Origin of the sequence: Streptomyces sp. CA-106110, assembly GCF_050936285.1 — a bacterium.
GTDB lineage: Bacteria > Actinomycetota > Actinomycetes > Streptomycetales > Streptomycetaceae > Streptomyces.
The window spans coordinates 2,472,096-2,496,964 of the sequence record NZ_JBNJNB010000001.1 but is presented as its reverse complement, the minus strand read 5'-3'; the positions used below and the strand labels follow the sequence as shown (position 1 = coordinate 2,496,964).

Below are 24,869 nucleotides of genomic sequence, written 5' to 3'. Positions count from 1 at the left end.
GAGTGGCTTGTCCCCGTCATTCGCCGCGTCGAGCATGCGCCAGAACGCTTCGGTGTCCATGGCGGGCAGTCTGTCAGGGCGCTATGACAGCAACCTGTATGCGGGATGGGAAGACGCCGGTGGGCGGGGCCGTGGTTACGGCCCCGCCCACCGGTGTTCTTTGAACTACCTCGGCTCAGTGCCGGCTGACCGTGAAGGGCAGTCGGACATGAGTCGCCGAATCAGCGCCGGCCAGCGTGATGCTGGTCGAACCCGGCTTCGCTGTCCCCGGAACACTGATGGTCGCGGCAGAGATGACGCCGTCACCATTCGCGTGCACGGTGATGGAGGCGAGGCCGTTACCGAATCTGATCGTCACTGCTTCGTTCGGCTCGAACCCGGAACCATTGACGGTGATCGCCGTACCGCGCGGTCCCGAGGTGGTCGACAGCAGCACCTGCGGTTGGTACGCCGGCGCTGCCGGCTCCTCGGTCACCTGGACGGTTGCCGTCGCCGGTGTCCGCGAGGACTTACCGGCTGCGGTGATGGCGTACCGGCCTGGCTGCGCGTCATCGGACGCGGCGATCGATGCGTGTACCGCTCCCTCCGCTGTGGCCGCGACCGTCAAGGTGCGGGCCGGGCTGGTGCCGAGCTTGACGGTCACCTGCTCGCCGGCGGCGAACCCGCTGCCGTTGATGGTGATCGAGTCACCGGCGGAGACGGTGCCGGATGCCGACGCCGAGATCGACGGCTGCAAGCTCGCCTTGCCCACGGTCACGGTGAACGTCTCGGTACTGCTCGAGAGTGTGTCCCATGTGGTGACGTGCACCGTGTACGCGCCCTCCTGCACGTACGTGTGTTGTCCGCTTATCGCCCCGGACGAGTCGACCGTGGCGTCATCCGGAACCGTGCCGTCACCCCACTGGACGCGGGCCTGGTAGCCCGTCGAGCCCGGGACGCCACCGGTCACCGAACCGAGGTCCGCCGAGAGGGCCTTCCCCGGCGTGGCCGTCTGGTCCTTGGGGGCGGTGGTCGCCAGCTTGGCGTCCGGCGTGCCGTCATGGGCGATGGCGAACACGTGGATCCGGCCCGCCGAGCCCGGGTCGCCGGTCTGCGTCGGCAGGGTCACCGAGACCAGCTTCTTGCCCGCCGGGATCTGGTACGGCGTGGTGGCGAACAGGAACGGCTGGGCGCCGTCCCGGCTCGTGCCGAGCAGTCGGTACGCGGCCTTGGCGACGACGATGTTGCCGTAGGACGGCGTGCCGTTGGCGTTGCCGCCCAGCGTCCAGTCGCTCATCTGGATCGGGATGGCGGCGGTGCTGCCGTCACTGAACGTCGCCGTGCCGGTGGTGCTCTGGTTGCCCTGCGTTCCGGCGCCGATGAACGAGATGCTCTTCGCGTCATCCGGCAGGTTGAGGGCGATCGTGCTGCCGTTGCCGGTCGCGTTGTCCGGCTGTCCCGCCGGAACCGTCGGCAGCGTGAAGCGCAGCGCCGTTCCAGGTACCTCGTGCTCCTGGCCCTGGGTCACGCCCGCCGCCTCAAGAGCGGCACGCGAGTACGCCCACGACTTGCTGTCGCAGTTCGCCGCGAGGACGCCCTCGTCTCCGATGCACACGGTGTCGAATGCCGCGGTGAGGCTGGAACTCGGCGCGTAGCCGACGTCGACGCCCACCGTTCCCGAGCCCTGGCCGGCGCCGTCGCTCACCGTGACACTGGCCTGGTAGTAACCCGGCTTGTCGTAGGTGTGCGAGCCGCTGACGCTGTACACGCCCCGGGAGCTCAGGTCCAGGGTGCCTGCCGTGGCCGGCGAGCCGTCACCCCAGTTGATCGTGGCCTGGTAGCTGCTCGCGGTGCCTCCGGTGACAGTCGCCAGCGGCATCGACACCGCGGCGCCGGACGTCGCGTGCACACTGCTCGCCGCGGAGACCGCGATGGCGCCGCCACCGAGTTGGACATCGCCGCCGGCGAGCAACTCGACCTCGGCGAGGTTCGTCTGCGCGGCGCCGAGGGTCTTGTTCACGACCAGGCGGAACTGTGCGAACTTCCCCAAATTGCCGATCCTGAACGGCCGGGTCTGGCCGCGTGACGAGAAGACCTCGCCCTTGCGGGAGTCGACGGTGGTCCAGGTGATCCCGTCGTTGGAGCCCTGCAGCTTCCAGTCTGTCGGGTCGCCCCCATTCGCCCCCGAGGTGAGGGTGTAGTACGACGGCATCTGCTTACCGCTGCGGAAAACCCAGTTCACCTGCGGAGTGCCGTCGGTGAAGGTCATCTGCGTGGTCGACGAGTCGTCGAACAGCTTCGACGCGTCCTGCCCGTCGCTCGCGGTCGCGGTGCCGAGGCCGGGGCCCGTGGTGTCCTGCAACGGCTTGGGCACCTCGTTGCCCTTGGTCAGCGACGAAGGTGCGTCGTTCTTGCCGGTGCCCCAGGACGACGGCTTCGGGCCCATCTGGAAGTCGAGCGTGCCGCCATGGTCGAGCACGGACGAGTCGATGGACACCCCCTGCTGCGTCTTGCCGTTGACCTTCACACTCTGCACGTAGACGTTCTTCGTGCTGTTGTCCGGCGCGTTGACGACGATGTCGCCGCTGTCGCGGTGGACGGTCATCTGGGCGAACTGCGGTGAACCGATGGCCCAGTTGGAGGAGCCGGCCTGAAGCGGGTAGATGCCCAGCGAGCTGAGGATGTACCACGACGACATCTCGCCGTTGTCCTCGTCACCCGGGTAGCCCTGGCCGATCTCGTCGCCGACGTAGAGGCGCTGCAGGATCTCCCGCACGATCGCCTGCGTCTTGGACGGCGCACCCGCATAGTCGTACATGTACGGTATGTGATGCGACGGCTGGTTGCTCATGCCGAGCTGGCCCATGCGCACCGCACTCGCCTCGAGCATCTCGTGGATCGTGCCGCCGTAGCCGCCGGGCCTGTCGGCGTTCTCCGGGGTGGCGAAGAACTGGTCCAGCTTCTGCTCCAGTGCCTTCTGGCCGCCGTACAGGTTGGCCAGGCCCTGGCCGTCCTGCTGCGCGGTGAACGCGAAGTTCCACCCGTCGGTCTCGGTGTAGACGCCGCCCCAGTCCCTGGGGTCGCCGGCGAGGAACTTGCCGTTGGCCGCTCGTCCCTCGAAGAAGTTCGTGTTCGTGTCGAAGAGGTTGACGTAGTTGCGGGCACGCTCCAGGAAGTACTGCGACTCCTCCTTGAGCCGCTTGCGCTCCGACTTCGGTGTGGCCGGGTCCTTGGCCAGGGCCGCGCCCATGTTCCCGATGCCGTAGTCGTTGATGAATCCTTCGAGCGCCCACGACACCGACTCGCCGGTGGAGGTCGGCGTGTAGCCGAGGAACAGCCCCTTCTCGATGCCCTTGCGGCCGACCTCGCTGCGCCCGGACGCGACGGTCGCGTCCTTGACCGCCGCGTCATACGCGCCGAGCGGGTCGGGCACCTTGACGCCGTTGAGGTAGGCCTCGGCCAGCGCGACGTTCGAGCTCGTGCCGGTCATCAGGTCGGCGTAACCAGGCGACGACCAGCGGGCTATCCAGCCGCCGTCGCGGTACTGCTGGACGAACCCGTCGGCGATCTTGGCCGCGATGTCCGGGTACAGCAGCGAGTACGCGGGCCACACGGTGCGGTAGGTGTCCCAGAACCCGTTGTTGACGTAGATCTGCCCGTCGACGACCTTCGCACCGGTCTGCGTTGCGGTCGACGTGCCGGTCGGCGCCGACACCGGGCTCGCGTACTGCCAGTGCGGCGCGGCGGCGGTACCGGTGTTCTCCGACTGCGAGTTCGGGTACAGGTTCAGCCGGTAGAGGTTCGAGTACAGCGTGACCTTCTGCGTCTCGGTCGCGCCCTTCACCTCGATCCGGCCGAGCCGGTCGTTCCACGCAGCGGTGGCGGCGGCGTGGATCTGGTCGAAGCTCTTACCGGTGACCTCCAGGTCGAGATTCCGGTGAGCCTGGTCGACCGAGATGAACGACGTCGCGATACGCATCGTCACTTGCGAGCTCGTGGAGGTGTCGAACGTGGCGGACGTGGCGGAGGACGCCGTCGGCGCGCGATCGAAGGTGCCGTACACGAACATCCGGCTGCGACCGGCTGACAGACCGCTGCCGTTGTCGACCCAGCCGCTGAACGTACCGTCCGTACCGATGGAGAACGTGCCGTTGTAGAAGACGAGGCTTCCGGTGGCCTTTCCGGACGGGAAGGTGAACTGCATGATCCCACCGTGGTCGGTGGGCGACATCTGCGCGATCAGGCCGTTCTGCAGAGTGACCTGGTAGAGGTCCGGCCGCGCGATCTCGTCGTTGTGGCTGAAGGCGAGTGCGCGGGTGCTGGGCGCTCCGGTGAGCGAACCGCCGGCCGACACCGGCATGACCGACATCTGGTTGCGGTCACCCATCCACGGGCTGGGCTCGTGCGAGAGCGCAAGTCCCTGCAGCATGGGCAGATTGGCCGCGTTGTTGCCCTGCTGGTAGTCGTACTCCCAGGAGTTGGACGTGGCGTTGGTGACCGGCGTGAAGAAGTTGAAGCCGTTCGGCATCGCCGAGATCGGCAGGTTGTTGCCGCGCGAGAACGAGCCCGATGCGTTGGACCCGCGCCGCGTGTCGACGAACTTGGTCAGGCTGGATCCGTCGATCGACGTCGGCGTGCCCGCCACAGAGATGTCGTCGAGCCAGCCCTGGAAACGAGTCGAGGCGGTTGCCTTGGGATCGTCGTAGGCGAGCAGGACGCGGTCGATCGTCTTGCCGTTCGCGACCGCTCCGATGTCGGACTGGACCGCGTTCCACTGGTCGGCGTAGAGCACCTTCGACGCGCCCTGCCCGGCGGCCGTCAGCGCGTAGCCGTGCTGGTCGACAGGCGAAAGCCCGCTCAGGTAGCTGCCGTCGGTGAAGTGCAGGTCGACCGCCGCGTAGGTAGACGGGTACTGAGCGTCCTTGCCCGTGAACTCGGGGAAGATCTTGTACGACAGCCGGGTCTTCGGTCCGACCGAGATGTTGACGTCGAACAGCTTGTTGGTCGCGTACGAGCGACCGTCGGCTTGCGCGCCGCCCGAGTACCGCAGCGAAGCCACTCCGGTGAATCCGGCCCCTGACTTCATGTTGTAGCCCGTGACCGGACCGGCGCCGACGACGCTGACCATCGGGGTGGCCGGCGGTACGACGTTCGAGCCGTCGCTGATGTTCCAGTCGGCGAGCTGGACGATCGAGTCACCGGAGTTCGCGGTGACGTTCAGCCGGTAGTAGCTGTAGGCGGTCGTGTTGGTGAAGCTGTAGGTGTTGGTGGCGAACCGCCCGCTGAAGCTCACCCCCGTGCGTGTGTCCAGGTCGGTCCACGAGCTGCCGTCGTTGGACCCCTGCACGGTGAAGTCCTTGGGGTCGCGGCCCGGCGCGTCGTTCGCGGAGGTCAGCGAGTACTTCACCACCGTCGCGGGCTTGGCCAGCCGGTAGGCCACCCAGCCGGTCTTGTCGAACGCCAGCCACTTGGTGGACGGATTTTCGTCCTTGAGGTTCGTGGCGACTTCGCCCGGCGGGTTCTCGGCGCTCGCGGTCACAGCGCTCACCTGGTCGAGCAGGCTGCCGGGCAGTCCGGAGGGGCTCGATCCGCTCAGGTTCGTCTGGATCGGCTTGCCGTTCGCGTCGACCTCGACGGTGCTCGTCGCGGGTTGCGGGTCGGCCGACTCGAACGAGGAGCTGAAGTTGCCGGGCGGCGCCTCGGCGCTCGCCGCGGGTGCGACGACGAGCACGCCCACCGGCAGCGACAGGGCTATAGCCGCGCTGGCCCATCTTCGGAGGGACAGAAGGCGAGCAAAGGGGGAGTAAGACACAACGGGGCCTTTCGTCGATAGAGGTCGAGAGCGTCGAAGGACGGGACGGAGAACCTGGTGGCCGCGGTCGATCGACCGCGATGGATCGCGCGTACGCCTCACGGGCACTCGGGGGCTTGCCGCATGCCGACCCTGGATCGGCACTCAAGAAGCGGTTCGGCTCCGACGGCGGGTCAGCGCGACGCGGAGCCAGTTGCGTTGCCGTAAGGGTGCGGCAACCGCCGTGACCACTGCTGTGAGTTGGTACGTAGACCTTGAACCATGCGGAAGCTCCATGAAGGGATGGCGAACTCGTGGAAGGGCACACCCAGCCAAAGATCGCGGTCAGCCTGACCCTCTCGGACAACGTTGTCAAGACTGATTGCGCAACCTCCTTCAAGCAGCACCGTGTCCGGACGCACCGCAGCTGTATCGCGGGCAGCCCCTGTGCGGGAGGCGGTGCAGCTATGCCGCCAGGAACGGGCTGTCGCTCAGAGTGAATCTAAGTCTCACGCCGCCGAGTTGATTCCGGGGGTCAATCGGCGCAGCGCACCGCAGACGTTCCTCGGGCACCCGCACCTTCAACTAGCGGCTCGCGTTCCGGTCCGCTTCTTCCTCGGCAACTGCGGTGTGCGGCGGGGTCACTTCCGGTCGGCTGTGTTGTGTGGAGCGGTCGGCCTCATGTCGGGAAGAGCGTGTGAACGACCGTCCCGCCCTGCGGCCAGAGGTAGCCAACGAACACTCTGACGGCGGGAGTTCTTCCTTGGGACCCGCTCCCGGACGCCGTCCGGCTGCGCGGCACGCGGTGTTCCTTGCCGCCGAGCCGCGCGGCTGACTCCGGGCGCGGGCGATGGGGCATGCGGCGGCGTACGTCCACGACGAGTTGACCGCCGCGGGTTGGCTGGTAGCGCGGTGGTCGTTCGATGCGCGCCAGCGTGGTCGGCGGGCACTCTTCAGGGAGTGTCGCCTGTCGAACGGGTGGTGACGCGTCGCTCGTGATCAGTCGGAGTGCGCCCTGGGTTCCTGGAGCAGGTCCGCGGTGGCGACGTCCCAGTCGATTTCCGCGAGCTCGTGACCGGCGGGAACGAGTTCGTAGGTGTACTCCAGCCAATCGGCCAGCGGAGGCACGGGCAGCTCGAACAGGGCCGCCATGTCCCTGGAGGTCAGCTGAAGCCGTGCGGTGGCCCGGTCCTCCGAGTGTGACGGCCATATCTGGACGTCACCGAGGCCGCTCACCGAGTACAGCCCCTGCTGGAGCAGGTCGCGGCCGATTCGCCACAGGACGCGCGGGCCGCCCTCGACGACCAACTCCACGCACACGACCAGGGGAGCATCCGGGTCGAACCGGAACTTTGCCCTGATGGCCTGCCGGGCGGAGACGTCCAAGACGCGCTCGATGTCCAAGATCAGCTCAGGAAGGCCGTGCGGCGCCGTTCGGCGGGCCTGTCCACCCGGTTGGGACTTGCGTGCCTTCGACATCGGAACGTGCCTTCCTGCAAGTGGTGCGCATGGACGGATGTGCCGTCCATCGCTGACGATGAGACCCATGAGTCTGGCAGTACCAAACTGATCTGTCACTCGACTGTAGCAGTTGTTGAGGGTTCCACTCCTGTGAGGCGTCTCAGGCTGCACATTCCGCCAACGGGCTCCGGTCGGTGAGAGCCGGCTCAGTACGCAACCTGGAGTCGTCCTGACCTGCGGAGCAGCTGATTGCCGTTGATGGTGGTGGGTCCTTCTCTGTGGCTCCGTGGCGGAAGCCGGCCCGACCTACTCTCGTCCCCGCGGGAGCGACGTACATAGGTAACTTGACCGTCCTACTTCACCGACCTTCGACGGTGATCGTGGTGACCGTTGCCCCGCCGTGCGGACGCTGTCCGCCTCGTGGCCCTGTCCGGGGCGGTCCGCCGGGGCGCTCCGCCCTGCGAGCGCTGCGGGCCGCCGACATTCAGTCATTCGACTGTCGCCCCAGACCTGCGCCTGAACGATCCTGAGACGGTCGCCCGCGTGCCAGTGTCGGGTGATTGTCATGCTCGGAGGGGCCAACCGTGAACCACACTCCCGTCGTCTTCATCCATGGCGCGTGGCTGCACGCGCTCTCCTGGGAGTCGTGGGCGGAACGCTTCGCCAGTCAAGGGTTCGTCGCCTTCACGCCCGGATGGCCGGGGGAGGCGGCCGCCGCCCGGGACATGCGCAAGTCCTCCGAGGCGCTCGCAGGCATAGGCCTGGACGTGCTGACGGACCACTACGCCGAAATCGTGTGTTCGTTCGATGTCGCGCCGGTGATCGTCGGCCACTCGGTCGGCGGGCTCATCGCGCAGCACCTCATCGGCGCCAACATCGGCCGGGCCGCGGTGGCGATCGCGCCCGCCCCGATCAACGGCATCCCGCTGGCGCCCGCCTCCCCGGCTCGGTTGTGGACCCCCGGCCAGGCCGACGACACCGAACAGCTGGTGTCCCTGTCTCAGGAGCAGTTCCACCACGGCTTCGCGAACACTGTCGGAGCGGAGGAGTCCGACCGGCTCTTCGAGCGCTATGTGGTCCCGACGCCCCGCCGTCTGCTCGCCGACCTGGGGTACGGGGGCTCGGTGCGCAGCCCGCGCGCCGTGGTGGACGTCGGCAACGTGGACCGCGGCCCGCTCCTGCTGATCTCCGGGCAGGAGGACCGACTGGTGCCCGACGCCGTCACGCGCGCGGTGTACAAGCAGTACGGCGACTCCACAGCGGTGACCGACTTGAAGCAGTTCGCGGACCGCGCCCACTCCCTGGTCATCGACAGCGGATGGAGTTTCGTCGCCGACCACGTGATCGGCTGGCTGGACGAACGCGGCCTCCGTGCCCGCCCCGCGTAGGGACAGGCCGAACGTGCCGCCGGCCGGCGGGCGGCACGTGTCGTCCCCGGGCCGCCGGCCGGACCGGTCAGACGTTCTGGTCGTCGGGGATCTTGCCCAGCGCGTCGCGGAGGGCGGCGCGGGAGGTGATGCCGAGCTTGGGGAAGACGCGGTACAGGTGGGAGCTGACGGTGCGCGGCGAGAGGTGCATGCGTTCGCCGATCTCCTTGTTGGTCAGGCCGCCGGCGGCGAGATCCGCGATGCGGCGTTCCTGCCAGGTCAGCGCCGCGAAATGCGCCGAGGAGGAGGCGGTGGACGCACCGGTGGCACGGAGCTCGGCCCGGGCCCGCTCGGCCCAGGTGGGTGCGCCGAGCCGTTCGAACGTCTCCGCGGCCAGGGTCAGCGACGGCCGTGCCGCCTTCCGTCCCTGGGTGTGTCGGAGGCGGATGCCGTGGGCGAGGCGGACGCGGGCGAGTTCGAAGGGGAAGGTGGCGGCGGCCGGGTGGGTTTCGGCGCGGTGGTACATCTCGTCGGCTTCGGCGGGGTCGGTGGCGGTCATGGCGAGGGCGCCGTGGGTGATGAGGGCGAGGCGGGGGGAGAGGTCGGGCAGGTGTGCGTCGCGTGCCGCGAGGGCGTGTCGGCGGGCTTGTTCGGCGCGGCCGGTGTGGAGGGCCGCTTCGACGAGGTCGAGGAGGGTGCGGGAGGCCTGGTGGGCGTAGGGGGCGAAGGTGCCCGGGGGTGTGATGCCGATGGCGTGGAGGTAGGCGGCTTCGTAGTCGCCTTCGCTGAGGGCGGCGGTGGTGCCGATGGCGTCGGCGATCTGGGTGAGGAAGCCGACGCCGCGGGGGCGGGCCCAGGCGTCGACGACGGCCTGGAGTTCGCGGGCGCGGTCCGTCTGGCCGCGCATCGCGGCCAGCAGACTCAGATACGCGTGGGTGTGATAAGCGAACAGCCCGTGCCGGTGTGTTGTCGTCAGCTCCAGGCAACGTTGTCCGGTGCGCTCGGCCTCGTCCCACTCACCGACCGCGATCTGGTCGAGCATGATCAGGTGCAGCATGGTCATGGCGTCGGCCAAGGCCCCCGTCTCCACCTCGCGGTCCACGGTGCGCTGCAGATGCGGCCGGTAGTGACTGAGGGTGTCCACGTGGTAGGCGGCGACGGCCAGCCGGGTGACATCCCACGGTTCCAGGTCGTGGAGGCCGGCGAAGGCGCGTTCCACCCGCTCGTGGACGCCCGCGCCGCGACGCACCACGTCGCCCCAGGCGTCCTGGTAGACGCGTGAATGCGAGGGCACCAGGTCTCCCAGGGGGCCCAGGAGTTCATGAGTCCGCTCCCACGCGGTCTCGTCACCGGCGTACTGGTTGATGGCCAGCAGCAGGTCGACCAGTCGCGTGAGCACCTCGTCCGGCTCCCGCACCCCGCTGTCGCACATGCTCTCGATCGCCGCGAAGACCTGGCGCTGCGAGGACCGTACGTCCCCGTCCTCGAAGAGCGCGACATAGCCCGACGTGACCGCCGAGTTCGGGGAGTCGTTGCCGGACCCGGTGCCCGAGCGGACCAACTGCCGGGCCTGGTCCAACTGGCCGGAGTGTCCGGCGATGTACGCCGCGCTGCCCAGTCTGCGGGAGCGTTCCTCGTGGCTCTCGCTGAGTTCCGCGGCCCGGGTCAGCCAGGCTATGGCTGTCTGCGAACCACCGCGCCGAGTGGCGGAGTCGGCCGCTGCCTCGAGGGTGGCCGCGACCTGCTCGTCGGGGTCGATCGTCGAGGCCGCGAGGTGCGTGGCACGCCGTTCCAGATCGTCACGGTGCACGTCCGCGAACACGGCGTGGGCCGCACGTCGCTGGTTGGGGGTCGCCATCTGGACGACGGTCGAGCGCACCAGGGGGTGCCGGAAGACGAAGTCGCCGCTGAGCGGGTCGATGTCCAGCAGACCGCAGGCCGCGGCCTCGTCGGCGTCCATCATGCGGTAGCGCGTGCCTCGGGTGCGGTCGGCCGCCGTGCCCGCTCCGACACCGTCGAGGGCGCCGCGCAGCAGCTCCGCGCGCACGGCCTCGCCGAGGGACTTGATGCGGGTGCCGTACACGTGCTGCAGGCGCAGGGGGAGCGGGACGCCGGTGTACCCGAACAGTTCTTCGGGGTTGCGTCCCGCCCGGCCGCCGCGCACGTAGGGCGGCAGTTCCAGCAGGGCCAGTGGGTTTCCTTGCGCCTCGTCCAGGACCAGACGGTGGATCTGGGGTTGCAGGCCGGGGTGGTGCATGTCCAGGAGTTGTTCCGCGTCCCTCTCAGAGAGCGTGGTCACCGGCAGTTGGGGCAGCGCGGCGGTGTCGAAGCCCGAGGGCACGTTGGAGCGCAGGCCGACGATGAGCTTTACCGAGCCGCCGGTCAGCCGACGCCCCACGAATCCGCACACCTCGGTACTGGAGGTGTCGAACCACTGGCCGTCGTCGAGCACCAGGAGGAGGGGTTTCTGCGAGGCCGCGAGGGAGAGCAGATCCAGGACGGCGATGCCGAGGGTCATCACCGAGGGAGGCGCGCCTTTGCCTCTGCCGAAAACGATGTCGAAGACCCCCCGGTGGGTCTCGTCCAGCCGGTCGATGTAGGAGAGCAGCGGATACAGGAACTGGTGCAGACCGGCGAACGGGAGTTCCGACTCAGCCTCCACCCCGGCCGCTCTGATCACCCTGTGCTCCTCGACCGCCGCGAGCTCGACGACGTGGTCCAGCAGGGCGCTCTTGCCCACACCCGCGTCTCCCCGCAGAACGAGAGCCCGGCCCCCGGAAGCCGCCACGAACTCCGACAACAGCTCCCGCTCGCGTTCCCGGCCGACCATGTTCCCGACGAGTGACTCCACTGTTCCCCCCACTCCCTTCACCGCTGAACCAGCCCGGACCGAACGCGCTTTCATGTTCGTGTGAACGGATCGCGCCAGGCGCAAGTGAGGGTACGTCGTCGTTCCTCATCGCCTTGGCGGCGAGTGTCACCGCCGCCCGCCTCCTGGACCTCGGGGGTCGCCCGGTCCCGGAAGCCGCAGGGGGTTGGCTGCGCGTGACACCACGGGTCGGTGGCCCGCTCGTCACATGTTTGACGAGGACCCTCGACAGTGTGCCCGTGACGTGTCCGCCGCCCCTGCCACCCACACCTCACGCAGAAGAGTAGATGCCGCCGGGGGCGTTCGTCACCTGATGTGGCCGAAAAAGTTCTTGTGTACGGCTCCGCACCGAACACCCGTCGGACGTGTGCTCGGCCCCTGGCGCCGGGTGTGTACCTTCGATCGCACGACATGTTTCGTCTGCCCGACGTCCCGATTCTTCGGGAGGAAACACCACGATGAGCAGTAGCACACACACGTGATCGGCTCATGTTCCGTACACGCGACGACTGAGACGCTGGCTCACACATGCGAGTGGCGTGTCTCACGTGAACCTCGGCCTGCGACACACACGTCGACACGGGTGAGTGAACAACCACATGTCTGCGGAGGCGGTCCGGCACATTGTCCGCCGCTAGGGACGCGGTGGGTCTCTCAACCTGGGCCGGGTGCATCGACGCCGATCCACGCGGTACAGAGCGGGAAGAAGCTGATGCACGATGAAAGACGGTATGACCGTCTGGCTCCCTTATCGCCGAAGCCAGATCGCTGGTCTGCCGGACGGGCTCATCTGCTCATACTGGGGCGAATCGGGCCCGCTGCCCGGCGATCCAGGCGACGTCCGTTTCCTCGTGGGCCCACCGGGGCCCGGTGCCGAACGCATCCTGCGCTCCGTACGGCCGCGGATGCGCAACCTTGGGGTGCTTCAGCTGCTCAGTTCCGGCTGCGACCACATGATGCCGCTGCTCGGCGCCACGCCCGCCGGCAGCCAGCTGGGTCGCGCTCGCGGTGGAATCGGTTCGCCCCGGAATGCGTCGGCGGCATCGTTGGTTTCTTGGAGCACCCGCCCTGTCCGACCCTCGGCGTCACGCGCCGGGGACACGGCACGTCGAACGCATCGATGGGAGAAGCCTTGAAGCGCCCCGCCTCCAGGAACGAGCCGTCCCGACTCCGCCGTGTCCGCCTGCCCGGAACCGTGCCACTGCCCCCTCCGGCGGTTTCCCGGCGCCCACAGGACGAGGACGAGGAACAGGAGGCCTCCGGCACGGACACCGCTCGGCAGGTCGTGGAATGAGTTGAACGGCGGCGGGACGCGCCCCCTGAGTCGACCGGCGGCGGGACGCCGCCGGACCGCTGCCGCACGGGCCGGCTTGCCCTCGGTGACACATGTGCCCATGTGCTGCCGAGGGCCATCTGTGTATCAGGACGTTCCGAGGCCGTTCAGCAGGGTGTCGACGACGACGTCCGCCGCTTGTGCGGGGCTCAGTTCGGGCAGTTGACGTGACACGAGGTGCATGAGCTGGGGGAGTAGTGCGCTGGCCCATCCCTGGGGGAGGTGGGGGCGTAGGAGGCCTTCGTCGGTGGCGCGTTGGAGGAAGGTGTCGACTTCGCGGACGGATGTGTCGCGGCGGGCCTGGATGGTGGCGTCGGCGAGCATGCGGGTGAGGTCGACGGGCCAGGTGCGGTTGACGGTGATGATGTTCTCGACGTAGCGGTGCAGGGCGACGGCGACGGGTGCTTCGCGCAGTCGTGCGTCTTGGATGGCGTGCTCGATGGCCGTGAGGCGGGATTCGTAGATGGCGGCGAGGAGTTCCTCGCGGGAGGCGAAGCGGCGGTAGACGGTGCGCCGGTCGACGCCTGCCTCGGCGGCGATGCTCGCGATGCTCGCGCCGGGATCGGTGGCGAGCATGCGTGCTCCGGTGGTCAGAACGGCTTCCAGGTTGCGTGCTGCGTCGGCTCTCACCGCACCGATTCTAGTAGCGGAATGTGAAGTCTGGGACACCTAGCGCCTCTCAAGGGTGGAGCCATGCCCGCTAAGTGCTACAGTCAAGTGGCAGATAGCTCTGGTAGTGCCAGGCCGGTGGGTCGATTCGTCCAGCACCGGTCGGCACATCGTCCATGCACACCACTTCCAGAAAGGGCAAGTTCCGATGTCGAAGGCATACAAGTCCCCCTCACCCAAGGCGGGTGGTGTCGCCGCCGCAATGAGTGCGCTGATCCTGGCGGTCCTTCTCGCGGCCCTGGACCAGACGATCGTCTCTACCGCGTTGCCCCGGATAGCGGAGGACCTGGACGGGTTCGACGACATCGCGTGGGTCAGCGCCGCCTACCTGCTCGCGTCGACGGCAGTGACACCGCTGTGGGGCAAGCTCGGCGACATGTTCGGCCGCAAGCGGCTGTACCTGGCCTCGACCTCCATCTTCCTGATCGCCTCGGTGGCCTGCGGTCTGGCGCAGAACCTGCCCGAGCTGATCGGGGCCCGTGTACTGCAGGGTGCGGGCGGCGGCGGCATGATCGTGCTGACCTTCGCTCTCGTCGGTGACATCGTCGCCCCGAGCGAACGCGGCCGCTACCAGGGCATGTTCGGTTCGGTCTACGGCGTCGCCAGCATCGTCGGCCCCCTGCTGGGCGGCGTCTTCACCGACCAGCTGTCCTGGCGGTGGGCCTTCCTGATCAACCTGCCCGTCGGCATCGTCGCCCTGGCCCTCGCCGCGCGGGCGCTGCCCGCGGCCACCCGGGGCGCCAAGGCACGCATCGACTACCTCGGCTCCACCATGCTGGCCGCCATCGCCACCGGCCTGGTCCTGATCACGTCCTTCGGTGAGCGCTGGGGCTGGGGCTCGCCGGCCATCGTCGGCCTGATCGTCGCCACCGTCGCGCTGGCCGTGCTGCTGGTGACGGTCGAGCGCCGCGCCGCCGCCCCGGTCCTGCCGCCCGCCATGTTCGCCTCCCGGACCGTGGTCTTCTCCTCGCTGATCGGGTTCTTCGCAAACGCCGCGATGTTTGCCGTACTGGTCTACCTGCCGACCTACCTCCAGATCGTCCACGGGGTCTCGGCCACTCTCTCCGGCGTCCACATGCTGCCCCTGGTCGCCGGTCTGGTGGTCAGCCAGTCCCTGGCCGGACGCTGGGCCGCACACGTCAACCGGCTGCGAGCGATCCTTCTGGTGGGCCTCATCACCAACCTCGCCGGGCTGCTCCTGCTGGGCACGATCGGGGCGGCCACCAACACCCTCGTGCTGAGCGTCTACTTCCTGATCACCGGTGTCGGCATCGGCATGGTGCCCATGGTCGTGCTGACCACCGTCCAGAACAGCGTGCCCGCCGCCGATCTCGGCGCCGCCAGCGCCGTGGTCACCTTCGCCCGCTCCATAGGCGCGGCCTTCGGTGTCGCCGTCTTCGGCACCCTCCTCAACTTCGGCTTCGCCGACCGCACCCACGGCCTGCCGACCGCCGGTGGCTTCGACACCGCCCGCCCCGACACCATCGGCCGGCTGCCTGCCGCCCTGCGCGACACCGCGCTGGACGCCTTCGCCCACGCGACGGCCATGGGGTACCTGTGGATCGCCCCGACCCTCGCCGTCGGCACCCTCCTCGCCTTCTTCCTGAAGCCGGCCCGCAAGGCCGAGGAGAAGGCCGGTGCCTCCGCGGCTGCCACCGCCAAGGAGACCGTCCCGGCCGCCTGACCCACCGGACAACGCTCTTCGACCGGCCGACGCCCTCACGGGTGCCGGCCGGCGGCGTTTCCGGAGGTCCAGCCTGCGTCCGCCAGCTGTCCTGGCTGGTGCGGTGGCCGCGGGCGAAGACCATGGCGTTGATGGAGTACGGAACCACCCAGGCCGTTTCCGCGGCGAGCGCCCTCCCGGGCCCAGGAAACGGGGTGCCCAGTCGCCGAGCCGTCCGGTGACAGGACCGGCGGCCGGTGACGGGGCGGTCGCCCGGCGGGTGAGGGAACGACTGGCGGATGAGTTCGGCGTACTCCTCGAAGCCATCCGAGAACGCAACGATGTTGCCGTCGCCCAGGAGCACGAGAGGGACGACGTGCGGCTTCATCGGCCCGGGACGCGGCCGGACCACTGGGCTCGGTGGCCTGATGTGCGGCGGCGCCCGCGACGGTCGAGCGCGGTGGTTCCTCCGGCGCTCAGGTGGTCACGGTGTCCTGTCCTTCGCCGGGCCGGGTTCCCCCGCCCGGCGGTCCAGGAGGTGAGGATGAGCAGCGCGTCGTGGGAGGGGCTGCCGGGTTCGGCGGTCAGCACCATCAGACGTTGTCCGGAGCCGTCGAAGCTGGCCCAGGCGTCGCAGTTCAGGGTGAGCTCGCCGACCAGGCGGTGGCGATAGTGCTTGGTGCCGGAGGTCGCGCTGTTGACGTGGTGTTCGGCCCACCAGGTGCGGAAGTCCGCGTCCTGGATCGTCAGTTCACCGACGAGGCGAGCGAGGTCGGGGTCGTCGGGGTCGACCGCGGCCTCCATACGCAGTGCGGCGACCGCGTCGCGGGCGTCGTGCTGCCAGTCCTGGTGCAACTCGCGGACCACCGGGTTCGTGAACAGCAGGTGCACATAGTTGCGCCGGGCCGGCGGGAGCGCCGAGAAGTCTGTGTAGAGGGCCGCGGCGGCCGGGTTCCAGGCCAGGACATCCAGGCGTTTGCCGAGGACGAGCGCGGGGGCGTGGGTGAGTTGGTCCAGCATGCGTCGCATGGCGGGCCGCACACGCTGGGCGGATCGGCGGTGTGGGCGGGGGTCGTTCCGACCGGCGAGTTCGTAGAGGTGTTTCCGTAGGTCGTCGTCGAGGCGCAGGGCGCGGGCCAGGGAGGCGAGCACGGGCGCGGAAGCCCGGACGCGGCCCTGTTCGAGCCGCGTGTAGTAGTCCACGCTGATCGCTGCGAGCCGGGCGACCTCCTCGCGGCGCAGTCCCGCGACCCTGCGGGCGGAGTCCGTCTCGGGCAAGCCGCACTCCCGCGGATCCAGCTGTGCCCGACGGGCCCTGAGGAAGGCACCGAGCGCACGAGGGTCGGGGTGTGAGGTCAAGGCGTCCAGTCTCCCGTGAACAGCACACGTGTGAGGTGTGCCTGTGGTGTCCGTGGCATCGCCCGAGGGCGGCGGGACCTTACGCCCGCCGCCCTCGAGGGATGTCAGCGGACGGTGGCGTGGGCGGCCTGTTCGATCACGTTGGCCACCAGGTGGGGGTGGGAGACGGCGACCGAGTGGGAGGCGGCGACCTCGGTGGTGTGCGCGTGGGCGCGCTTGGCTATGAAGCGCTGGACGGCGGCGGGGATGTTGAGGTCGCGGGTGGTGACGATGTCCCAGCTGGGCTTGGTCTTCCAGGCGGCGGTGGTGGCCTTCTCCTCCAGGGCGGCCTGAGCGATGGGACGCTGTTCGGCGGCCATGAGGGCGGCCTGCTTCGCGGGGACGTCGGCGGCGAATTGGTGGCGGAACTTGTCCTGCTGGATGTACAGGTCGGTGGCGGTGGAGCCGTCGGCCTGCTTGTAGGTGACCGGGTCGAGGGCGTTGGGGAGAGTAGAGCCCGGATACTTGTTGGTGAGCTCCAGGGCGCTCTCGCCCGGGGCGGGCAGGAAGGCGGCGACGTAGACCAGGGCCTTGACTTCGGGGTCGTCGGCGGCGGCCTGGCTGATGACGTTGCCGCCGTAGGAGTGGCCGACGAGGATCTTCGGTCCCTTGACGTGGTCGAGGACCGTGCGCAGAGCGGCGGCGTCGGAGGCCGGGCCGCGCAGCGGATTGGCGGCGGCAACGACCGGGTAGCCGTGGGCGCGCAGGTCGGCGATGACACCGTTCCAGCTCGAGCCGTCGGCGAAGGCGCCGTGCTCCAGGACGATGGTCGGCTTGGCGTGTATGCCGGTGTCTGCCGCCTCGGCGCTCCTGGTCGCGCCGTTGGCGGGGCCGCTGAGGGCGATGGTGCCGAACGCGAGACCCACCGTGACCGTAGAGACCACACCCGTCACCAGCCGCTTGCGGCCACCCTTGATGCTCACCACGACAAAACTCCTCTCAGACATCTTCTCGGTAAATGGGGGGCGGGCCGGCCTTGCCGACCCTCGTCACCGTGCTGGATGGTGACGAATTTTGGAATGCGTAGATCACCCGTCAAGATGGTGACGAGCTGTTGGAAGTTTCCGGCCGGCGTACGAGCCTGGCCTGGGGCCTGGGGCCTGGGGCCTGGGGCCTGGGGCCTGGGGCCTGGGGCCTGGGGCCTGCCGGGTCTGGGGCCTGGGCACCTGAGGCCCGGTGTGCACGTGTGCTGCTGTGGACCACCCCAGGTCGTTCGCCGTTCTCACCTCGTGGGCCGGGCCCGTCGTCCTGCTTCGTCCACGGGGCCCCGCAGGGTGGATGTCCGCCGGCGTCTATGCGCAGCCGGAGGGCATCCGTTCGCCTGTCTCCAGGCCGCCGCCTGAGCCTCGCCCGCGACCCCGGACCCGGTCCGGTGATCCGGCCGAAGGGCACGGCCATGTGCTCCTGGGCGTGACCGCGCGGTGTCCGGGGTTCGGGCTCGGCGGCGGATGCGGATCTCAGAAGTGGTCGACGTCGACCACGGTCTGGGCGAAGGTGGAGGGCGCTTCCTGAGGCAGGTTGTGGCCGACGTTCGCGATGGTGCGGTGCTCGTACGGGCCGGTGAAGTGGGTGCGGTAGACGGAGCCGTCGCCGGCCGGGGTGAAGGGGTCGAGGGCCGCGTCGAGGGTGATCGTGGGAACGTGGATGGAGGGCTGGGCCGCCAGCTGCTTCTCGTAGCGGTCGTAGCGGCGCTCACCGTCGATCAGGCCGATGCGCCAGCGATAGTTGTAGAGAACGATGGCCGCGTAGTCGGGATTCTTGAAGGCTTCGGCGGTGCGCTCGAAGGTGGCGTCGTCGAAGTTCCAGTTGGGGGAGACGAGGGTCCACACGTAGCGGCACAGCGCGATGCGTTCGTCGACGTTCTCCATGGCCTTCTTGCCGCGCTCGGTGGCGAAGTACCACTGGTACCACCAGTTGTGCTCGACGGCCGGGAGGGCGGGCTCAAGCTGCGTCTTGATGTTGGTGATGAGGTAACCGCTGGTGGAGACAAGGGCCTTGACGCGCTCCGGCCACAGGGCGGAGATGATGTCGGCGGTGCGCGAGCCCCAGTCGAAGCCGGCGAGGACGGCCTTGTCGATCTTGAGCGCGTCCATCAAGGCGATGATGTCCAGCGCGATGGCGGACTGCTCGGCGCTGCGGGGGGTGTGACGGGACAGGAAGCGGGTGCTGCCGTGGCCGCGCAGGTAGGGAACGATGACGCGGTAGCCCAGGTCGGCGAGGAGCGGGGCGACGTCGACGAAGCTGTGGATGTCGTAGGGCCAGCCGTGCAGGCAGATGACGACCGGGCCGTGGGCGGGGCCGGCCTCGGCGTAACCGATGTCCAGGAGGCCCGCCTTGACCTGCTTGATCGTGCGGAACTCGGTGTGGGTGCGCGGAGTGAGGGGCACGGTGGGAACGGGAGCGCCGCCGGGCTCGTGCGAGGCGGCCGCGGCGGATGCGCTGGTCTGCAGGCCGGACAGCGAGACCGCGGCCGCGCCGGTGCCCAGGCCGACGGCCTTGCTGAAGGTACGCCTGTTGATCATGTCAAACCCTCCATCGTGCGTTTCCGGTGACCGGCCCGAGCCCGGGAGACCTCCCGCTGACATCGGCGGTACGAGATCACTGCGGCTCTTGGCGCGATGACCCTCGCACAGCACTCGTCACCAGTCAAACCGGTGACGCGAGACAACTTCGATGAGGACGGGCGGCAGGTCCAAAGTTGTTCCTGTCCGGGAATCCGGACCGGCGACACACACTCTCGTCCGCAAGGCGACCGGACACATCAGTCATGTGACGGTGAGACGCGGGCAGCGACGTCAGGTGTGCCGCACACTCCCTGTGCCACCCGGAATCGCAGGTGAGGACGCTGGGCGACGCACTCGGAGTGGTGTAGGGGGCCTCGCGCCTCCCGGTCCGGGGTGCGACGCCCCAAGTCATTCGACTGAGGGAACGATCCTCGACGTCCCAAGAAGGGCTCGATGCGTGGCAATCGGCGAGGAGCGGGCTCTGCGGCCCTCAAGCAAACTGGTCCCGCACATCTGGCCGCCGTCCGGCCTTCGCCGGACCCTGGGGCCGGGGTGCGGGTTGCGGAGGGCTGATGCCGCGCAGATACGTGTCGACCACCACGTCGGCCGCCTGCCCTGGGCTCAGGTGTGCCTGCTGGTGCGACGCCAGGTGCACCAGTTGGGGGAGTAGTGCGCTGGCCCATCCCTGGGGGAGGTGGGGGCGTAGGAGGCCTTCGTCGGTGGCGCGTTGGAGGAAAGTGTCGACTTCGCGGACGAATGTGTCGCGGCGGGCTTGGATGGTGGCGTCGGCGAGCATGCGGGTGAGGTCGACGGGCCAGGTGCGGTTGACGGTGATGATGTTTTCGACGTAGCGGTGCAGGGCGACGGCGACGGGTGCTTCGTGCAGTCGTGCGTCTTGGATGGCGTGCTCGATGGCCGTGAGGCGGGATTCGTAGATGGCGGCGAGGAGTTCCTCGCGGGAGGCGAAGCGGCGGTAGACGGTGCGCCGGTCGACGCCTGCCTCGGCGGCGATGCTCGCGATGCTCGCGCCGGGATCGGTGGCGAGCATGCGTGCTCCGGTGGTCAGAACGGCTTCCAGGTTGCGTGCTGCGTCGGCTCTCACCCCTTAAGAGTACCTACGACGTGCAAGAACAGTGCCTTGCAGACACGCTAATGTGTATCTAGCACAAGTAAGTGCTACAGTTTAGTGGCAGTTAACTGATGCGTCCGAACGAACTGAAACGAAAGCACCGGAAGAGAGAAAGCACATGATCACCTACGACCGGCTATTCATCGGAGGTTCCTGGGCCGAGCCGAGCAACCGGGAGCTGCTCGACATCGCCTCGCCGCACGACCAGTCGGTGGTCGGCCGCGCCGCGCAGGCACGGCCGGCGGACATCGACCGAGCGATTGCCGCGGCACGCGCCTCGTTCGAGGCGGGCGTTTGGCGTCTGACCCCGCCGGCGGACCGGATCGCGGTCCTGCGGCGGTTCAACGCGCTGCGTGAGGAGAACGCGGAGAAGATCGCACGCTTGATCTCGCTGGAGAACGGTTCAGCCGGCTGGTTCACCCGCGCCGGACAGCCCGGCCTGACCCGGCAGGCGAACGCCTACCTGAAGGCGGCGGAGGAGTTCGGCTGGGAGGAGACGCTCGTCCCCTCCGACCCCGCGTCCCCTGTGCGCAGCGTGGTGCGCCGCGAGGCGGTCGGCGTCGTTGCCGCGGTGATCCCGTGGAACTCGCCCTTCTCCTCGGCCACCTCGAAGATCATCCCCGCCCTGGTCGCCGGTAACTCCGTGGTCCTCAAGGTGTCTCCTGAGAACTCGCTGAGCATGGGCTTCCTGGCCGAGCTGCTGGAGCAGGTGGGCCTGCCCGAGGGCGCGATCAGCGTCCTGCCCGCGGACCGGGAGACCAGTGAGTACCTGGTGTCGCACAAGGAGATCGACAAGATCGCCTTCACCGGCTCGACGGGGGCCGGCCGCCGCATCGCCTCGATCGCCGGCGAGCAGCTCAAGCGGGTCAGCCTGGAGCTGGGCGGCAAGTCCGCCGCCCTCATCCTCCCCGACGCGGACATCGAGAAGGCCGTAGCGGGCGTGAAGTTCGGTTCCCTGCTCAACAACGGCGAGTCGTGCATCGCCCAGACCAGGATCCTGGCTCCGCGCAGCCGGTACGAGGAGGTCGTGGCCGCGCTGAAGGAACTGGTGGAGTCGCTGAAGGTCGGCGACCCCAGCGACCCCGACACCTTCATCGGCCCGATGATCCGCCCCGACCAGCAGGACCGGGTGCGAAGCTACATTCAGCTCGGCATCGAGGAGGGCGCCCGTCTGGTCACCGGCGGTCCGCAGATCCCTGAGGGTCTGGAGAAGGGCAACTACGTCACTCCCACCGTCTTTGCTGACGTCGACAACTCCATGCGGATCGCGCAGGAGGAGATCTTCGGCCCGGTCCTGGTGGTCATCGCCTACGACGACGAGGACGACGCGGTCCGTATTGCCAACGACTCCGAGTACGGCCTCTCCGGCGGTGTCTGGTCCTCCGACGAGGAGCACGCCCTGGCGGTCGCCCGCCGCCTCCGTACCGGCACCATCACGATCAACGGCGCCTCCGTCGCCTTCGACGGGCCGTTCGGCGGCTTCAAGGCGAGCGGTATCGGCCGCGAGTACGGCGCGGTCGGCCTCGGCACCTACACCGAGTACAAGACCATCACCGTCTGACCCCGGCGGGACGAACCCCGGCCGATCGCACGACACTGCATTACCGCCGACGGTGGCAGGTGGCCCGACCCCCTGCCACCGGCGCGGCGTTTTCGGCTGTCGACTGACGGTTCCGAGCGGTCCGTTTCACGCTGGCCATCGAGACAGGGAGCCTTTTCCAACTGGGCGTCTGGCAAGGCTCACTGGCTGGGGAGCTTCGAAGCGCCCGTCGCGGGGGAAGGGCTACCGCTGTGCGGCTGCCTGGCGCAGATGGCCACTCACATCGCCGACAAGGTTGATGCGGACCCGGCGCTCCACGAAGCGCCACTGCCCATCGCGGCGCTCGAAGCGGTCGTGGTAGCGACCGCCGGCGATGGGTTGCAGCGGCAGGTCGGGCAGCGCCTGGAACACGGTGACGTACGCACGCGATACCGCCGTGCTCGCTTGTTCGTCGACCTCGATGGCCACATTGGTGGTGACATGCTGGGTCCGCGGCGTGCCGTCGGCGTAGACGATCAGAGTGTCCTGGAACATCTTCTCGATCGCGTCCCGGCCGCTCACCGGCCCGCCACTGCCTGTGAAGGTGGCGTCAGCGAGAAGGATGCCGAGTCCTGCGAAATCGCCGCCGTCCACGAGCTCGGCATAACGGGCAATCAAGTTCTCGACAGCCCGGTAGCTCGATGCGGGATCGGCGGGCATGGGAGTGGATGTGGAGATGGTCTCCTCCAAGCGAGAGGGGCGATCTTCAGCGCGCTGCCGCCGACGACAACAAGGCTCACCAGTTGGATTGGCGAAGCGTAGTGAACCTGTGGCAGAGTGCTACGCGCACGCCCGGCGCCCAGGCGACGTCGGGCACCCTCCTCGGTCGGGTCTTGCGGTCCGGTCGACCAGCGTCCGGAGGGACGTGCCACGCGGGCTGGCGGCTCCTGTCGTTCAGTACCAGGGCACGAAGGCGATTGGCTCCCAAGGCTGAGCAACGCTCAGGCTCGCTAAGCCAATCAGAGACGCTGCAATGGGCCGGTTGTGACACGTAGATTGCCATGATCGGTGTCGTCTGCATTGTGCCTAGGGCCGGCGACCGCTGCGGAAGCCGCGATGCAGAAAGAGGCTCAAGGCCAAGGTGCACACCAAGGTCGAGAAGATCACTTCGGTGTGCGCCTTGCGTCGATTCCTTGCGCCCGGGCCCGGTTGTACGGCTGATTCCGTGCGCCGGGCCCGGTGGGCCGGGTGACACGGACTCGCGCGCCTCACCGACAGGAGCCCGAGCCGACCTGTGAGGTTCAGAGCACCGCGTTGTCGGCGGCCCCCGGGAAGTCCGTGCTGAATGCCAGCTCCTTACCGGCCTCGAACTCGGTCCTCAACTGGTCCAACTTGACGCCGATGCGCCGCTGGGCGTCGCTGCCCAGGACGACCCAATGGGGCAACTCCGAGCCGCTGACGGCCTGGTAGATCGCCTCGGCGGCCCGCTCCGGGTCGCCAGGGAACATCTCCGGCGTGAGGTTGCTCATCATGGCGCGGAATGCGGCGGCCGTGGCGGCGTAGTCCGCGATGGCCTCGCCGGACGCCCGGGTCCGGTTCTCGATGCCGGTCCGGAAGGAACCTGGCTGAATGATCATCGCGTGCAGGCCGATGGGCTCGATCTCCTGCCACAGGGCCTCGGTGAAGCCCTCCAGCGCGAACTTGCTCGCGGAGTAGTAGCCGTTGGCGGGCAGACTCGCCAGGCCGTCCATGGAGGAGACATTGACGATGATGCCGCTGCGCCGGCCGCGCATACCGGGCAGCACCGCCCGGGTGAGGGCGACCGCGCCGAAGAAGTTGACCTCGAACAGCCTGCGGTAGTCGCTCTCCTCCTGCTCCTCCAGAGCGCCGACGAAGTCGATGGCGGCATTGTTGACGAGGATGTCGATGCCGCCGAAGCGCTCCTGCGCGGCGCGCACGCCCGCGGCACGGTCCTCGGCGTCGGTGACGTCGAGCTTGACCGCCATCGCGGTCTCCGGATAACGGGTGGCCAGTTCGGTGGTGGCCTGCGTCGAGCTGGCCGTCGCCACCACCTGACCGCCCTGTGCCAGGACGTGTTCGGCCAGGGCCTTGCCGAGTCCGCTGGAAGCGCCGGTGATGAGCCAGGTCTTGCGAGACATGAAGTGGTCTCCTTCAGATCGGGTGAAAGGGGTGTCGTAGGGGAGGGAGGAAGGCAGGGGAGACGCCGGGGGGCGAGGGGCTACGGCGGCCCGGTGCGCCTACTCCCCGGCCGGGAAGTCCGCCGCGCCGCTGGCCGCGGCCCACTTCCGCGTCTCTGCGGCTCGCGCCTCGCCCGCCTCCAGGGCCATGGACACGGCCTGGGCACCGAGCAGGAGACGGCGCGGCGGGTCGTCGTCGTTGGCGACGTCGATGAGGACCTTGGCGGCGCGGACCGGGTCGCCGGGCTGCGTGCCGTTGTTCTCCGCCCGGTACTTGTTCATGGCGCCGACGGTCTCCTCGTAGTCGGCACCCACGGAGTGCAGCTCCATCGACGAGCCCTGCCAGTCCGTCCGGAAGGCGCCCGGCTCGACGATGACGACCTTGATCCCGAAGGGGGCGACCTCGTTGGCCAGGACCTCGGAGAAGCCCTCCACGGCGAACTTCGCGCTCTGGTAGGCGCCCATGCCCGGGGTGCCGCCCACCCGGCCGCCGAGCGAGGAGAACTGCAGGAACGTCCCCGAGCGCTGCCCGCGCAGCACCGGAAGGGCGGCCCGGGTGACGTTGACGACCCCGAAGAAGTTCGCCTCGAACTGGGCGCGGAAGTCGTCCTCCGCCATCTCCTCGATGGGAGCGCTGTTGGCGTAGCCGGCGTTGTTCACCACGATGTCCAGACGGCCGAAGGCGTCGACGGCCGCCTGCACCGCCTGCTGGGCCGCGGCTGTGTCGGTGACGTCCAGGGGGACCGCCCGCACTCGGTCGCCGTAACGGGAGATCAGGTCCGCCAACTGCTCCGGGCGTCGGGCGGTCGCCACCAGCCGGTCACCGGACTCCAGAACAGCTTCCGCCAAGGCGCGCCCGAAGCCCCGGGAAGCGCCTGTAATCAACCATGTGCTGGTCATCAGTATCCTTCGTTGGTTCGGCTGGGAGTGATCCGTCTCGTAGTGCAGGGAGAGCTTCCTGAGGAGAACGCGCACGGCGAATTGGGCCG

General features: G+C 68.7%; 14 protein-coding genes. 3 read left to right on the top strand and 11 right to left on the bottom strand.

Annotated features, from left to right (window positions below; translation table 11 throughout):
- Positions 1-175: 175 nt before the first annotated feature.
- Together ACQEXA_RS11495 and ACQEXA_RS11490 are read right to left on the bottom strand one after the other, a co-directional pair.
- A complete protein-coding gene (locus ACQEXA_RS11495; RefSeq protein WP_433129647.1) occupies positions 176-5,791 on the bottom strand; it encodes a GH92 family glycosyl hydrolase in 5,616 nt (1,871 codons plus the stop codon).
- Positions 5,792-6,769: 978 nt separating this feature from the next.
- Positions 6,770-7,249: an SsgA family sporulation/cell division regulator gene (locus ACQEXA_RS11490; protein WP_433129645.1), complete on the bottom strand. Its 480-nt coding sequence runs from the start codon at positions 7,247-7,249 to the stop codon at positions 6,770-6,772.
- Positions 7,250-7,815: 566 nt separating this feature from the next.
- On the opposite strand from ACQEXA_RS11490, the gene ACQEXA_RS11485 reads away from it, so the two are divergent.
- Positions 7,816-8,619: an alpha/beta hydrolase gene (locus ACQEXA_RS11485; protein WP_433129643.1), complete on the top strand. Its 804-nt coding sequence runs from the start codon at positions 7,816-7,818 to the stop codon at positions 8,617-8,619.
- 67 nt (positions 8,620-8,686) lie between these two features.
- Here the strand turns inward: ACQEXA_RS11485 and ACQEXA_RS11480 are convergent, their stop codons facing one another.
- On the bottom strand, positions 8,687-11,428 hold the full coding sequence (locus ACQEXA_RS11480; RefSeq protein WP_433134519.1) for a helix-turn-helix transcriptional regulator: 2,742 nt from the start codon (positions 11,426-11,428) through the stop codon (positions 8,687-8,689).
- Between the two features lie 1,459 nt (positions 11,429-12,887).
- Positions 12,888-13,376 (bottom strand): TetR/AcrR family transcriptional regulator, encoded by a 489-nt coding sequence (locus ACQEXA_RS11475; RefSeq protein ID WP_432939742.1) that lies wholly within the window; start codon positions 13,374-13,376, stop codon positions 12,888-12,890.
- Positions 13,377-13,617: 241 nt separating this feature from the next.
- Here ACQEXA_RS11475 and ACQEXA_RS11470 point away from each other — a divergent pair, with 241 nt between their 5' ends.
- A complete protein-coding gene (locus ACQEXA_RS11470) occupies positions 13,618-15,153 on the top strand; it encodes an MDR family MFS transporter (RefSeq protein WP_433129641.1) in 1,536 nt (511 codons plus the stop codon).
- Positions 15,154-15,516: 363 nt separating this feature from the next.
- Here the strand turns inward: ACQEXA_RS11470 and ACQEXA_RS11465 are convergent, their stop codons facing one another.
- From ACQEXA_RS11465 to ACQEXA_RS11450, 4 genes are all read right to left on the bottom strand, one after another.
- On the bottom strand, positions 15,517-16,491 hold the full coding sequence (locus tag ACQEXA_RS11465; RefSeq protein ID WP_433129638.1) for a helix-turn-helix domain-containing protein: 975 nt from the start codon (positions 16,489-16,491) through the stop codon (positions 15,517-15,519).
- A 104-nt stretch (positions 16,492-16,595) separates the two neighbouring features.
- Positions 16,596-17,456 (bottom strand): alpha/beta fold hydrolase, encoded by an 861-nt coding sequence (locus ACQEXA_RS11460; protein ID WP_433129636.1) that lies wholly within the window; start codon positions 17,454-17,456, stop codon positions 16,596-16,598.
- A 531-nt stretch (positions 17,457-17,987) separates the two neighbouring features.
- Entirely contained in the window at positions 17,988-19,052 is a 1,065-nt protein-coding gene (locus ACQEXA_RS11455; RefSeq protein WP_433129634.1) for an alpha/beta fold hydrolase, read from the bottom strand.
- Between the two features lie 472 nt (positions 19,053-19,524).
- Positions 19,525-20,082, bottom strand: coding sequence for a TetR/AcrR family transcriptional regulator (locus tag ACQEXA_RS11450; RefSeq protein ID WP_433134517.1), 558 nt, complete (start codon positions 20,080-20,082; stop codon positions 19,525-19,527).
- A 199-nt stretch (positions 20,083-20,281) separates the two neighbouring features.
- Between ACQEXA_RS11450 and ACQEXA_RS11445 the strand changes: the two genes are divergently transcribed.
- Complete coding sequence (locus ACQEXA_RS11445) at positions 20,282-21,724, top strand: aldehyde dehydrogenase (RefSeq protein ID WP_433129632.1); 1,443 nt, start codon at positions 20,282-20,284, stop codon at positions 21,722-21,724.
- A gap of 222 nt (positions 21,725-21,946) precedes the next feature.
- On the opposite strand, the gene ACQEXA_RS11440 is transcribed toward ACQEXA_RS11445, so the two are convergent.
- The 3 genes from ACQEXA_RS11440 to ACQEXA_RS11430 all read right to left on the bottom strand — a co-directional run bounded on the left by ACQEXA_RS11440 (position 21,947) and on the right by ACQEXA_RS11430 (position 24,780).
- Positions 21,947-22,420, bottom strand: coding sequence for a nuclear transport factor 2 family protein (locus ACQEXA_RS11440; RefSeq protein ID WP_433134515.1), 474 nt, complete (start codon positions 22,418-22,420; stop codon positions 21,947-21,949).
- A gap of 563 nt (positions 22,421-22,983) precedes the next feature.
- Positions 22,984-23,841, bottom strand: a complete 858-nt coding sequence (locus tag ACQEXA_RS11435; protein WP_433129630.1) for an oxidoreductase — start codon at positions 23,839-23,841, stop codon at positions 22,984-22,986.
- A 99-nt stretch (positions 23,842-23,940) separates the two neighbouring features.
- The gene (locus ACQEXA_RS11430) at positions 23,941-24,780 is read right to left on the bottom strand and encodes an oxidoreductase (protein WP_433129628.1); all 840 of its coding nucleotides are present in this window, start codon (positions 24,778-24,780) and stop codon (positions 23,941-23,943) included.
- Positions 24,781-24,869: the final 89 nt, after the last annotated feature.